The organism is Ramlibacter sp. bp-362 (assembly GCF_054956735.1).
In genome coordinates, this window is sequence record NZ_JBUDXE010000006.1 from 137,537 (window position 1) to 149,324 (window position 11,788).

General features: G+C 68.1%; 12 protein-coding genes. 5 read left to right on the forward strand and 7 right to left on the reverse strand.

Features of this window, described 5'->3' with window-relative positions; all coding sequences use genetic code 11:
- The first annotated feature begins 62 nt into the window (after window positions 1-62).
- Both ACY0MJ_RS10305 and ACY0MJ_RS10310 read left to right on the forward strand, forming a co-directional pair.
- Complete coding sequence (locus ACY0MJ_RS10305; RefSeq protein ID WP_462638327.1) at window positions 63-611, forward strand: flavin reductase family protein; 549 nt, start codon at window positions 63-65, stop codon at window positions 609-611.
- The gene (locus ACY0MJ_RS10310) at window positions 608-1,648 is read left to right on the forward strand and encodes a Bug family tripartite tricarboxylate transporter substrate binding protein (protein ID WP_462638328.1); all 1,041 of its coding nucleotides are present in this window, start codon (window positions 608-610) and stop codon (window positions 1,646-1,648) included. The genes ACY0MJ_RS10305 and ACY0MJ_RS10310 overlap by 4 nt, the downstream gene beginning before the upstream one ends.
- A gap of 16 nt (window positions 1,649-1,664) precedes the next feature.
- Here the strand turns inward: ACY0MJ_RS10310 and ACY0MJ_RS10315 are convergent, their stop codons facing one another.
- From ACY0MJ_RS10315 to ACY0MJ_RS10330, 4 genes are read right to left on the reverse strand one after another with little or no spacing between them, the layout of a single operon-like run.
- Window positions 1,665-2,249: a 3-phenylpropionate/cinnamic acid dioxygenase subunit beta gene (locus tag ACY0MJ_RS10315; RefSeq protein ID WP_462638329.1), complete on the reverse strand. Its 585-nt coding sequence runs from the start codon at window positions 2,247-2,249 to the stop codon at window positions 1,665-1,667.
- A 20-nt stretch (window positions 2,250-2,269) separates the two neighbouring features.
- Entirely contained in the window at window positions 2,270-3,058 is a 789-nt protein-coding gene (locus ACY0MJ_RS10320) for an SDR family NAD(P)-dependent oxidoreductase (protein WP_462638330.1), read from the reverse strand.
- Between the two features lie 4 nt (window positions 3,059-3,062).
- On the reverse strand, window positions 3,063-4,430 hold the full coding sequence (locus ACY0MJ_RS10325) for an aromatic ring-hydroxylating oxygenase subunit alpha (RefSeq protein ID WP_462638331.1): 1,368 nt from the start codon (window positions 4,428-4,430) through the stop codon (window positions 3,063-3,065).
- Window positions 4,431-4,457: 27 nt separating this feature from the next.
- A complete protein-coding gene (locus ACY0MJ_RS10330; protein WP_462638332.1) occupies window positions 4,458-5,456 on the reverse strand; it encodes a 2Fe-2S iron-sulfur cluster-binding protein in 999 nt (332 codons plus the stop codon).
- 121 nt (window positions 5,457-5,577) lie between these two features.
- Between ACY0MJ_RS10330 and ACY0MJ_RS10335 the strand changes: the two genes are divergently transcribed.
- Both ACY0MJ_RS10335 and ACY0MJ_RS10340 read left to right on the forward strand, forming a co-directional pair.
- Complete coding sequence (locus ACY0MJ_RS10335; RefSeq protein WP_462638333.1) at window positions 5,578-6,348, forward strand: IclR family transcriptional regulator; 771 nt, start codon at window positions 5,578-5,580, stop codon at window positions 6,346-6,348.
- Window positions 6,349-6,479: 131 nt separating this feature from the next.
- On the forward strand, window positions 6,480-7,487 hold the full coding sequence (locus ACY0MJ_RS10340; protein WP_462638334.1) for a Bug family tripartite tricarboxylate transporter substrate binding protein: 1,008 nt from the start codon (window positions 6,480-6,482) through the stop codon (window positions 7,485-7,487).
- A gap of 25 nt (window positions 7,488-7,512) precedes the next feature.
- Here ACY0MJ_RS10340 and ACY0MJ_RS10345 read toward each other — a convergent pair whose 3' ends face one another.
- Together ACY0MJ_RS10345 and ACY0MJ_RS10350 are read right to left on the reverse strand one after the other, a co-directional pair.
- Window positions 7,513-8,688: an ABC transporter substrate-binding protein gene (locus ACY0MJ_RS10345; protein WP_462638335.1), complete on the reverse strand. Its 1,176-nt coding sequence runs from the start codon at window positions 8,686-8,688 to the stop codon at window positions 7,513-7,515.
- 9 nt (window positions 8,689-8,697) lie between these two features.
- Window positions 8,698-9,933 carry a Rieske 2Fe-2S domain-containing protein gene (locus ACY0MJ_RS10350; RefSeq protein WP_462638336.1) on the reverse strand — a complete coding sequence of 412 codons (1,236 nt, stop codon included), beginning with the start codon at window positions 9,931-9,933 and terminating at the stop codon, window positions 8,698-8,700.
- 61 nt (window positions 9,934-9,994) lie between these two features.
- Here ACY0MJ_RS10350 and ACY0MJ_RS10355 point away from each other — a divergent pair, with 61 nt between their 5' ends.
- The gene (locus ACY0MJ_RS10355; RefSeq protein ID WP_462638337.1) at window positions 9,995-10,981 is read left to right on the forward strand and encodes an IclR family transcriptional regulator; all 987 of its coding nucleotides are present in this window, start codon (window positions 9,995-9,997) and stop codon (window positions 10,979-10,981) included.
- Between the two features lie 45 nt (window positions 10,982-11,026).
- Here the strand turns inward: ACY0MJ_RS10355 and ACY0MJ_RS10360 are convergent, their stop codons facing one another.
- Window positions 11,027-11,764, reverse strand: a complete 738-nt coding sequence (locus tag ACY0MJ_RS10360; protein WP_462638338.1) for an MBL fold metallo-hydrolase — start codon at window positions 11,762-11,764, stop codon at window positions 11,027-11,029.
- Between the last annotated feature and the right edge of the window lie 24 nt (window positions 11,765-11,788).

Genomic DNA, 11,788 nt, shown 5'->3' on the forward strand with positions numbered 1-11,788 from the left:
TGTCCGGCTCGCCGTGCCAAGCCACCATTCGTCACGTCTGGCTTCACCGAAGGAGAGCGGCAGTGCTCGATGCTGAGGAATTTCGCAAGGCCATCCGCACGTTCACGACGGGCATCACCGTCATCACCGTCCCGACGGGCGACGACCGCGGGATGCACGGCATGACGGCAGGCTCGTTTGCGTCGGTGTCGCACAAGCCCCAGCTCGTTTCGATCAACGTGGCCAAGGCAGCACGTGCGCATGCCTACATGGAGAAGGCCAACCTCTACACGATCAACCTGCTGAAGGCGTCGCAGGGCCACCTGGCCGATTACTTCGCCGGTCGCCTGCTCGGTGTGTCCCTGACGCCGGAGTATTGCTGGGAGGGCGAATGGCCGGTGCTCCGCGAGTCGCTGGGTTTCTTCGCCTGCCGGACCTGGGCCCGATACGACGGCGGCGACCATTCCATCTTCGTCGGCGAGGTGGTCAAACTGGTGCGCACCGACGAACCGCCCCTCGTCAATTCCCGCGGTCGCTTCCACGCGCTGGGTGATCGCATCCAGCACCGTTTCTCCCACGAGCGCAAGCTCCACGACGAGCAACTTCTCAAAGCAACGAAAGGCTCCTCATGAACACCTGGATGGATCGCCTGGCGCAGCCGGCGTCGGGCCAGCGCATCGCCCCGTCCGGCCACGCATTCGTTTCCCTGCTGGCGCGCTGGAGCGCGGTGCTCCTGTTCGCCGCCGCGGCCGTGCCGGCTGCTTCGGCGCAGACGGGCTTTCCCTCGAGGCCCGTCACCATCGTCGTTCCTTTTCCCGCCGGCGGCTCGCTCGACGCGGTCGCCCGCATCTCCGCCGAGAAGCTCTCGGCGAGCTGGGGCCAGCCCGTGCTGGTCGACAACCGCGCCGGCGCGGCCGGCCTCGTCGGGGCGCAGCGCGTCAAGGCGGCGCCGCCCGACGGCTACACGCTCCTGCTCACCAATTCCGCGATGGTGCAGAACGTCGTGGGCCCGGCCGCCGCCCACGCGGCCTACGACCCGCTGAGGGATTTCAAGCCGGTGATGCAGGTGACGGACGCCGTCGCGGTCTTCATCGTCAATCCGAAGCTGCCCGCGAAGACCTTGGCCGAGTTCATCGCGCTCGTGAAGCGGGAGCCGAAGAAGCACTCCTACGGGTCGGCGGGGGTGAACCAGACACTGCACCTGCTCGGCGCGACCTTCAACGAAGCCGCGGGACTGGACATGGTGCACGTGCCGCAGAAAGGCGACGGCCCCTTGCTGAACGACATCCGGGGAGGCCAGGTCTCGGGCGGCTTCGCCACCATCGCGGCCGCCGCTCCGCACATCGCGGCGGGCACCGTGCGCGCGCTGGGGGTCGCGGGGCCGCGTTCTCCGTTGCTGCCGGACGTGCCGAGCTTCAGGGAAATGGGCTTTCCGCAGCTGGACGTGGTGGGCTGGTTCGGGCTCTTCGCGCCGGCCGGCACCCCCCAGGCGGTGGTGGACAGGATCGCCACCGACGTCGCCAAGGTGCTGAAGATGCCGGATGTGGTCGCGCGCCTGCGCGGCATGTCCCTGACGCCCACGGGCCTGCCCTCGGCCGAGTTCGCCGCGGCGGTGAACCACGACCTCGGCTACTGGGATGCCGTGGTTCGCAGGGTGGGGGAGAAATGATCGTCGCGGCGACGTCCTAGAAAAAGACGGTGAGGTTCTTCGCCAGCAGCACGTTCTGGTGGATCCGGATCTCCCGTCGCGCGAGCTTCCAGCCCTCCGCCGTGCGGCGCACGCGGTCGAAGCGGTCGCCGACGAAGAAGTACTGCTCGTATTCGCAGCGGTTCTGGTAGATCAGGAAGCGGCTGGTCACGTCCACTTCCTCCTCGCCCGCGGCGTTGGTCTCGATGGCCTTCAGCTGCACGTTGCTGACCATGCGGCACACGCGCGACAGCGGCTCCTCCGCCCAGTGCACCCCGGTCAGGATCTGCTCGACCCGCTTGCCGATCGACCACTTGCCTTCGTTGAACCAGCTCATCTGCTCTTCGCGGCGCGTGAGTTCGCGCTGCGCGTGCTCGCCGAACTTCACGTTGTATTCCATGGGCATGAAGTAGCGCAGGTCGTCGGCGAGCGTGGCCAGCCATTCCTCGAAGCGGCGCTCGTCCAGCAGGTTGGCTTCGTCGTAGAGGAATTCCTCGATCTCGCGCTTGGTGTCGTAGTAACGGGCATCGCGCGGCAGGCGGGCTGCGGCGGCGGGCGCCGTGGCTTCTGCGGTTTCGGACATGGTGTTCTCTCCTGGATGGGTCAAGGCTTGGGCGGCACCGGGCCGCCCTGGTGCGCGAAGCAGCCGACGTCGAGCACGGTGCCCGAGATCGTGGCCGCGTCGTCCGACAGCAGGAAGGCGACGGCGTTGGCCAGGTCGCGGCCGGTGGCCGGCCGTCCCGCCGCCGTGCCGGGCGCGGGCTTGCGCAGGAAGGCGTCGACGTCGCCGCCGAAGCGCCCCACGCTCATGCCGGAGACGATGGCACCGCCGCCGGGAATGGCGACGTTCACGCGCACGTGGTCGTGGAAGTGGTCGTAGGCCATCGCCATCGTGAGCGCGACGATCGCGCCCTTGCTGGCGGCGTAGGCGGCCATGCCGGCCTTGCCGTAGCCGGCGCCGGAGCCGATGTTCACGATGGAGCCGCCGCCGGCCCGCACCATGTGGGGAATGGCGGCGCGGCTCATGAGGTAGGTGCCCTTCACGTTCACGTCCAGCACCTTCGCGAACACCGGTTCCTCGGTGGTGAGCACCGTGCCGAGCGGGCCGATCGCGGCGTTGTTGACGAGCCCGTGGATGGCGCCGTAGCGCCCCACCGCGTGGTCCACCACGCGCTGCACGTCGGCGGCGTTCGAGACGTCCGCTTCCAGCACGTCGGCCTGGCAGCCGGCGCGCTCGAGCTCTTGCCGCACGGACTCGAGGCCCTGCGCCGTGCTGGAGACCTGCGGCTGCGCGAGCCCGAAGGCCACCACCTGGTGGCCGCGGCGCGCGAGTTCCACCGTGATGGACTGGCCGAGGCCGAAGGTGCCGCCGGTGACGATGACGACGGACATGGCCTTACTCGACGAAGCTCGCCGGCTCGCGGTCCTTGCGGCCCAGCAGCGTGTCCCAGTCGGCGCCGTTCATGTAGTCGCGCCAGCGGCGGTAGAACTGCCGCGGGTTCTCCTCGCTCACCTGCAGGCTCACGTTGCCGGCCACCGGTCCGCTCGTGGTCACCTTGCCGAGCGACTGCTGGTAGTTGAAGGGGTAGCGGCGCGCGACGACACCCCGGCTGCCGGCCGTGGCGTAGTTCCAGTTCTCCATGTCGTCCTGCTCGGTCATGCCGGCAGGGCCGGAGTAGCGCATGTAGTAGGTGCGCAGGAAATCCTTCACCTCCTGCGGCGCGTCCGCGTCCACCAGGAAGAAGCGCCACGCCTCGGTCGACTCGGGTCCGTGCGGATGCCACACGCACAGGTTGCGCGGCTGGTTGCCGTGGAAGGACACGTTGGGATAGATCGTGCCTACGAAGGGGATCAGGCGGTGCTTCTCCGCGCCCAGGCGCTCCTTGCGCTTGGCGTGCGCCTCGCGGAAGTACTCCGCGACGACCGGGTCGTTCTGGTACGTGTTCAGGAACTCCCAGTCCTGCGGCATGATCGCGCTGTGCACGCCGTGGCCGGCGGGGAAGTTGGCCCAGACGTGCTGCGCCTTCTCCATCTCGTTGTCGCGGCGGCCCTTCACGCCGGCCTCGGCGCTCGGGCCGATGCCGATCAGGTCCACCGAGCGGTGGCTGACGTTGTGGTAGGTGTCGCCCAGGAAGTTCTCGGCGGCGAACTTCCAGTTGCACGGGATGATCCACTTGTGCACGCCGAACAGCACTTCCGATCCGCCTTCGCGGCCGTCGCGGCAGTCGAGCGCGAGGTCCAGGTGCACCTTCGCGTCGCCGAGGTAGGTCAGGAGGTCGGGCGCGTCCTTGTCCCAGCTCGCCCAGACGGTGCCCTTGTACACCTCCATCTTCGGCGGCTCGATCAGCGACCACTCCTCCTTCTCCATGCAGCCTTCGTACAGCTGCTTGAACTGCGGCACGCCGAACAGCTTTCCGTCGGTGGTGTAGCTCCAGCTGTGGTACGGGCAGGTGAAGAGCTGCGTGTTGCCGTGGTCGTACTGGCAGACCTTCATGCCGCGGTGGCGGCACGAGTTCAGGAACACGTGGACCTTCTTCTTCTTGTCGCGCGCCAGGATCACGGACTCGGCGCCCATGCGCGAGGTGAAGAAGTCGCCGGGATTCGGCACCTGGCTCTCGTGGCCGACGAACAGCCAGGCGCGGGTGAAGACCTTCTCGAGTTCCTCCTCGAAGATCTCCTTGTCGGAGAAGATCTCGCGGCTGATCTTGCCTTCGCGCAGCTTGACGAGCGCGTTGTAGCGGGATTCGGTGGTGATCGGGATCATGCTTGTCTCTCTTGGATCAGGAGGGCGTCAGGCGAAGCGTTCGCACAGCACGTCGGCGCGCGCCAGGCCGGCGGCCTCGGCGGCGCGGCGTCCGGCCTCCACCATCGGCGGCGGGCCGCACAGGTACACGCGGGTGGACGGGTCCAGCCCGAGTTGCGGGATCAGGTCGGTGGCGTAGCCGGCGTGGCATCCGGGCTGGGCGTCCTGTTCGACGGCGATCTGCAGGTCCATGCCCTGCAGCTGCTCGCCCAGCTGCTTCAGTTCGTCGAGCGCGAACAGGTGGCCCGGCGTGCGCGCGCCGATCAGCAAGGTGGTGCGCTGCGGCGCCGGCCGCGCCGCCATGGCGCGCAGCATCGACAGGAAGGGCGCCACGCCGGTGCCGCCGGCGACGAACAGGCGAGGGCGGTCCTCCTGGCGCAGGAAGAAGGTGCCGTGCGGCGTGCTGAGTTCCACGGGATCGCCTGCCTTGGCACGGGCGAGCCAGTCGGAAAACGCGCCGCCCGGCACCAGGCGGATGAAGAACTGCAGGCGGTCCGTGCCGGGCACGTTGGCCATCGAATACGAGCGGTGGAAGTCCGCGCCGGCCGGCGTGATGCGCACGTACTGGCCCGGCTCGAAGGCGACGGCCTGCGCCACGCTCAATTCCAGCCGCACGGTCTCGCTCGCGACCTGTTCCACGGCCGTCACGCTGGCGGCGATCGGCGCCGGCTCCTCGCCCAGCGCTTCGCTGGCGTCGTAGGGCAGTTCGATCGCGCAGGGGCCGTGCACGCGGCAGACGCAGGGCAGCACGGCGCCGGCGGCGCGGTCGTCGTCGGGCAGCACGGCGCGGTCGTAGTCGTCCAGTTCGACGCTGCCGGACACGAGCTGGCCCGTGCAGGTGCCGCACTGGCCGTTGGAGCAGTCCGTCAGCAGCGTCAGGCCGGCCTCCGCGGCCGCCTCGACCAGCTTGCCGCCCTGGGGCACGGCCAGCCGGTGGCAGGCGCCATCGGCGAAGAGCAGCGTGACGGGAATGGTGGGATGGGTCACCCGGTCCTCCTGTGAGTCCGCTTGTTGGACATGAAATCCATTCTATGGACATTATTTGATCCCGGTCAAGGTGTCCGCGCAGCGGACATAATCGGCCGACGCGACGGGGAGGAAGCACCGAATGAACAACACCGAGAAGAACGAGAACGTGCGCGCCGTGGGCCGCGCGCTGGACATCCTGCTGGCCTTCACGGCCGAGGGCGCGGAGCTGTCGGCTGGCGAACTGCTCAAGCGCGTCGGCCTGTCGCGGCCGACGCTGTACCGGCTGATCTACACCCTGCAGGAACACGGCTTCCTGGTCTCCGTGGGGGAGCCGCAGCGCTTCCGGCTCGGCCCGTCCGTCGCGCGGCTGGCGCACGTGTGGAGCGCCACGCAGGACCTCGGCAGCCTCGCCGCGCCCATCCTGCGCAGGGTGTGGGAGCAGACGCGCGAGACCGTGGCGCTGTTCGTGCCGCAAGGCAACCTGCGCCTGTGCGTTGCCGAGCTGCCCAGCCCGCAGCCGCTCAACTTCAAGCGGGGCGTCGGCTATACCGAGCGGATTGCCCTGGGCGCATCCGGGCGGGCCATCCTGGCCTACATGGAGCCCGGTGCGGCGGAACTGCGCAGCTACTTGCAGGGGACGGGCATCGACCTCAAGGACCTGGAGGCCGAACTGGCCGTCACGCGCAAGCGCGGCTATTCCACCAGCCACAGCGAACTCATCTCCGGAGCCGTGGGCATCGCGGTGCCGTTCTTCGATCTCCACGGCACCGTCGCGGGTTCGATGGGCGTGTTCGGGCCGGAGGTGCGGCTGGACGCGAAGCGGCAGAAGGAAGTCGCGAACCTGCTGCTGGAGGAGGCGGTGAAGCTCTCCGAGGCGCTGGGCTTCGGCTCGGGCGCGGTGGCCGGCTGACCTGTCCGCGGTGCGGACTAGGGTCTGCCGCAGTTTGACCTGGATCAAAGTCTGTCCATAAAATGGACTTGCAATCCGCTGGCCGGACACCCGGATCCCAGCTTCACTCATCCGATCCAGGAGACATCCGCATGCCCCGTTCGCCTTCCTTCCTGCGCCGCCGCGTGCTGCGCGCCCTGTCCGCCGGCACCGTGGTCGCCGCGGCCGCGATGGCCCTGCACGTGGCACCGGCCGCCGCGCAGTCGTATCCGGACAAGCCGGTCAAGATCGTCGTGGGCTTCGCCCCCGGCGGCACCAACGACATCCTCGCGCGGCTGCTCGCCGCGGGGCTGCAGGAGCGGCTGCACCAGGGCTTCATCGTGGAGAACAAGCCCGGCGCCGCCTCGGCCATCGGCAACGAGTTCGTGGCGCGCTCCAACCCGGACGGCTACACCCTGCTGGTCTCCTCCAGCGGCGGCATGACCACCAACCCGGTCCTCATGAAGAGCCTGTCGTACGACCCGGTGAAGGACTACGAGCCGATCGCGCTGCTCGCCACCTTCCCGCTGGTGGTCACGGTGCCGGCCTCGCTGCCCGTGAAGAACTTCGGCGAGCTGGTGCAGTACTCCAAGACCCACAAGGACGGCCGGCTGGACAACGGCACGCCGACGACCTCGTTCGTGCTGGTCGCCGAGACCCTCACCGAGGCGGCGGGCGTGAAGTTCAACCACATCCAGTACCGCGGCTCCGGCCCCGTGGTCACCGCGCTGCTGGGCGGCGAGATCCAGGTGGGCGTGCTGGACGCCCCTGCCGTCATCCCGCACATCAAGGGCGGCAAGCTGAAGGCGCTCGCCGTGACGACCGCCACGCGCTCGGCTGCGCTGCCGGACGTGCCCACGATCGCCGAATCCGGCTACGCCGGCTACGACACCCCGATCTGGACGGCGCTGATGGCGCCCAAGGGCACGCCGGAGCCGGTGCTGGCGAAACTGCGTGCCGCCGTCGGCGACATCCTCAAGGACAAGGCGACGGTCGAGCGCATGCATGCGCTGGGCCTGGAGCCGGGCAACACCGATTCGGCCGGTCTGGCGAAGCGCATCGCGGGCGACATCGCGCGCTGGTCGCGCGTCGCGCAGGCGGCGCACCTGACGCCGCGCTGAGGACGCCCGAAGGATCCCCGGCTCGTCACCTTGCCTTGCCGGGATCCTTCATTTCCTTGATGACGTCGAACTCCACGTTGTAGAGCTCGCCGTTCTTGCGCTCCACCCGGCGCAGGTAGATGTCCTGCACGATGTCGCGCGTCTGCGGGTCGATGGCCACCGGGCCGCGCGGGCTTTCAAAGACCTGCCCCTTCATGGCGGCCACGAGCTGTTCGCCGTTGCCCTTCCCCTGCGTCTTCTTCAGCGCCTCGTAGATCACCCGCATTCCGTCATAGGCGCTGACGGCCATCGCGTTCGGGCGCAGTCCATTGTTGGCCTTGCGGAACTGCTCGGTGAAGGTCCTGTTCGCCGCCGACGGATGGTCGGTGGAGTAGTGATACGACGTGATGACGCCGAGTGCGCCTTCGCCCATGTCGTTGACCTGGTCGTCGTCCGTCACGTCGCCCGTGGCGATCAGGCGGATACCGGTCTTGTCCATGCCGCGTTCGAGGAACTGCTTCAGCAGGGCCGTGCCCGCGCCGGAAGGCACGAACACGAACAGGGCGTCGGGTTTCATGTCGCGCACCCGCTGCAGGAAGGGTGCGAAATCCGGGCCCCGAAGCGGCACGCGAACGGCATCGAGGATCTTTCCGCCATGCTCCGTGAAGCGCTCCTTGAAGAACTTTTCCGCGTCCACGCCCGGGCCGTAGTCGCTGACGAGGCTGACCACCGTCTTGATCCCGTTCTTCGGAGCCCAGTCGGCGAGCGCCACCGAGACCTGCGGCAGCGTGAAGCTGGTGCGCACGACGTAGGGTGACGCTTCGGTGATGCCGGAAGCGGCGGCGCACATGACGATCTGCGGCACCTTCGCCTGCGTGGCGATGGGAGCGACCGCAAGGGCCGAAGGAGTCAGCGCAAAGCCGGCGAGGGCATCTACCTGTTCGTTCACGACCAGTTCCTGCGCAACGCGGCGGCTCATGTCTGGTTGGCTGGCGTCGTCCCGTACCACCAGTTCCACCTTCCGGCCGGCGACGTTCTCGCCGTGTTGTGCGATCCACAGGCGCGCGCCCGCCTCGATCTGCCGTCCCACCGGGGATTTCAGCGGCCCCGTGAGGGGCAGGATCAAACCCACCTTGAAGGGCTTGGCCTGGGCGAACGACACCCCCGTCGTTCCCAGAAGGACGAGCGACGATGCGGCCCGAAGAAGTGCTCTCTTTTCCATGGTTGTCTCCTAGTTCGCCGTCTCCAGGCCGGTACGGGTGCTTTCCGTCGTGCCGCTGTAGAAGTTCCCGGCGCCGACATCCACCGGCGGCGCGCCCGGGTCGAAGGTCACGCCCGCCGGGTCCCCTCCCTCCTGCACGAGGCGGATCTGCTGCTTGAGCAGCCGGCGCAACATGACGACGCCCCGGTCGCTCGTCGCGAGCCGCTCCTCGCTGTGGAGCGTGATGCCGTCCTCTCCCAGGCCCGCCTGGATCTCCCAGTCACCGGGCGTGATCCAGTGCTCCTCTTCGGTCATCTGCGACCACTTCTTGTTGTCGGGCCAGATGGGCGCGGTCACCGTGGGGACGCCCTCGAAATCGCTGGGCACCCGGGTGATGTGGAAGGCGCGGTGCCTGTGGTCGTCCATCGGGACCAGCCATCCCATGCTTTCCGCCGCGCCGGGCGACAGGTCGATGTTCGGCACGCTGCGGATGTTCGGCAGGAGCACCTGCGTGACGCGGGTGACCTCCCGGCCGTCCAACACCCGTTTCGAGAGGTACCGCATCCCGGCCGCGGTGTACTCCCAGGTGATTTCCGGTGTCACCGCCATCTGCGGGGCGAACTGGGCTCCGCTGAAGGCGGTGTGCAGGATCGACACGTGATGCGGATCCATCGTGTTTTCCCAGTCCTGCATCCAGGCCCAGGGAATCTCGGAAACCGTGTCGTCGCCGCCGACGGTGTAGGTCGAGTCGTCCGCCACGATCTTCTCGTCCGGCCCGAGGTTCTCGAATGCCGCGTAGCGAGGCAGCGTGGGCTGACGCTCTGGAGGACCCAGGTACGCGAACACCAGTCCGTACCGCTCCTCCACGGGATACCAGGGCTGCTGCACCTTGTCCCTGAATCGGCGGCCCCCCTCGGGTTCGCAAGGCTGGTCCAGGCACTTCCCGGTGACGTCGAAGAGCCAGCCGTGATACGCGCAGCGGATGCCGGCGCTCTCCACCTTGCCGTACTCCATCGGCGCGCCGCGGTGCACGCAGCGCGGGGTGATGAGCCCCGCGCGTCCGCTGCCATCGCGAAAGAGGACCAGGTCCTCACCCAGCACCTTCACTTTCCTCGGACGCGGGCCGAGTTCCTTCGAGAGACCCACCGGGTGCCAGTAGCGGCGCAGGAATTCGCCACCCGGAGTGCCCGCGCCGGTCTGCACGAGATCCGGATCGAACGAGCCCTTGGGGCGGCCGTAGGCGGTCTTCTGGGGTGCGGCGCTCACTGGTTCCCTCGCTTTGCGATGTGTTGACGCAGGTCAATGAAGTGGTTTCACCATAACGTAAATGAGTTCCGCCTATCGTAAAAACCTGGATGGAGATATGGTTGCTGTCCAGAAGCCGCGGCGCGTGGGGGAAGGGGCGCAGCGGCAAGAATCGCGGGTCAACGGTGAGGACGGCGAGATGAAAAAGCAGGACACGAGCGGCGCAAAGCGCAGGATCACGGCGAGCAGCAAGAAGGTCGAAACGTCCGATGCCGCCGCGCGCAACGGGGTCCAGTCCGTGGAGGTGGGAGCCTCGCTGCTGGCCGTCCTGGCGAAGGCGGACGGCGGCATGGCGCTGACGGCACTGGCGGCAGGCGCGGAGATGGCGCCCAGCAAGGCGCACCGCTATCTCACGAGCTTCATGCGCGCAGGCCTGCTCGAGCGCGACGCCTTCACGGGCCACTTCAATCTCGGACCGCTCTCCAGGGCGCTCGGCCTGGCCGCCCTGCGCAGGCAGGACGCCGTGCGCGAAGCCGGTGCGGTCATGGCGTCCTTGCGGGACGAACTCCAGGAAAACATCGTCCTGTCCGTGTGGGACGAGGGCGCTCCGGCGGTGATCCGGGTGGAGGAAAACGGCAGTGCGCTGTCGGTCAGGGTGCGGATCGGCGCGCGCCTGCCGCTGTTGAACTCGTCGACGGGACAGGTCTATGCGGCCTGGCTTTCACCGGCGCTCACGCGAAAGTACATCGCGCGGGAACTCCAGGTGAACGCGGAGGCTCTTGCCGCCCTCGGCCTGCACACGGAAGAGGACGTGGAGAAGCGGCTCGAGCGAGTCCGCCGCGACGGCGTGGCTTCCGTACGCAGCGGCGTGCTGGAGGGCATCACCGCCAGTGCCGCGCCCGTGTTCCGCTATCCGGATACCTTGGTGGCCGCGCTCACCGTCGTGTCGATCGGCAAGTCGACATCGCAGACGCAGGAGCGGGTGCGCGACGCGTTGCGTGGCGCGGCGGCCGAGCTCTCTGGCCGTCTCGGTGCCCAGCTCGGAAGCGAGTCCAAGGGCTTCGGATGAACGCGTTTCGCGCCGGGCCTGCGGCGACACGGTCGATGCTACGACCTAGAACTCCACGACCAGGCCGTCGCTCGCTGTCTCGTACGGCAACTCCTTCGTGCGCGCCAGCATGTCGTCGCTCATGTGCGTGAGCACCAGCCGCCTGGGCCGGATGGCGGGCAGGTGCTTCACGAGCGTGGCCAGGTCCAGGTGCAGCTTGATCTTCTTGTCGTGGAAGTAGGCTTCCGCGACGAACAGATCGACGTCGCGTGCCGCGTCCAGCAGCGCGTCCGTCCATTCCGTGTCGCCCGTGTAGGCGAGCGAACGCCCTTCGGCCGTGATCCGGTACGAGAAGAAGGGGCCGCCCACGTTGCCGTGATGCGCCTGGAACGCGCGCACGTTCACGCCGTTCACCTCGGCTTCCTCGCCCGCTTGCAGCTCCAGCAGCTCCAGCGCGAACTTCGGTGCGGTCTTCGAGGAGCCCGGGAACGCCGTCTCCATCACCCGCTCGTACCACTCGCGCAGGCCGCGCGGACCGACGAGCGTCAAGGGGGCGCTGCGACGCGAGAAGAACTGCGCGTCGAGCATGAAGAACGGGATGCCGCCGAAGTGGTCCGCGTGGAAGTGGGTGAAGAAGATGGACTGGATCGCGTTGCGGTCCACCTCGCGCGCCTTCAGGCCGATCAGCGAAGACGCACCGCAGTCGATGAGGAAGTTCGCCTTCTCGCCCCGTACATGGAAGCAGGTGTTGAGCCGTCCTCCGCTGCCGAAGGCGTCACCGCTGCCGATGAACTGCAATTGCATGGGGAACCTATTGTGGCGTGATGC

What these genes read in the sequence shown, in the direction of transcription:
- ACY0MJ_RS10310 (WP_462638328.1), top strand. Translation starts at nt 608, where the DNA reads ATGAACACCTGGATGGATCGCCTGGCGCAGCCGGCGTCGGGCCAGCGC.
- ACY0MJ_RS10315 (WP_462638329.1), bottom strand. Translation starts at nt 2,249, where the DNA reads ATGTCCGAAACCGCAGAAGCCACGGCGCCCGCCGCCGCAGCCCGCCTG.
- ACY0MJ_RS10320 (WP_462638330.1), bottom strand. Translation starts at nt 3,058, where the DNA reads ATGTCCGTCGTCATCGTCACCGGCGGCACCTTCGGCCTCGGCCAGTCC.
- ACY0MJ_RS10325 (WP_462638331.1), bottom strand. Translation starts at nt 4,430, where the DNA reads ATGATCCCGATCACCACCGAATCCCGCTACAACGCGCTCGTCAAGCTG.
- ACY0MJ_RS10335 (WP_462638333.1), top strand. Translation starts at nt 5,578, where the DNA reads ATGAACAACACCGAGAAGAACGAGAACGTGCGCGCCGTGGGCCGCGCG.
- ACY0MJ_RS10340 (WP_462638334.1), top strand. Translation starts at nt 6,480, where the DNA reads ATGCCCCGTTCGCCTTCCTTCCTGCGCCGCCGCGTGCTGCGCGCCCTG.
- ACY0MJ_RS10345 (WP_462638335.1), bottom strand. Translation starts at nt 8,688, where the DNA reads ATGGAAAAGAGAGCACTTCTTCGGGCCGCATCGTCGCTCGTCCTTCTG.
- ACY0MJ_RS10355 (WP_462638337.1), top strand. Translation starts at nt 9,995, where the DNA reads ATGAGTTCCGCCTATCGTAAAAACCTGGATGGAGATATGGTTGCTGTC.
- ACY0MJ_RS10360 (WP_462638338.1), bottom strand. Translation starts at nt 11,764, where the DNA reads ATGCAATTGCAGTTCATCGGCAGCGGTGACGCCTTCGGCAGCGGAGGA.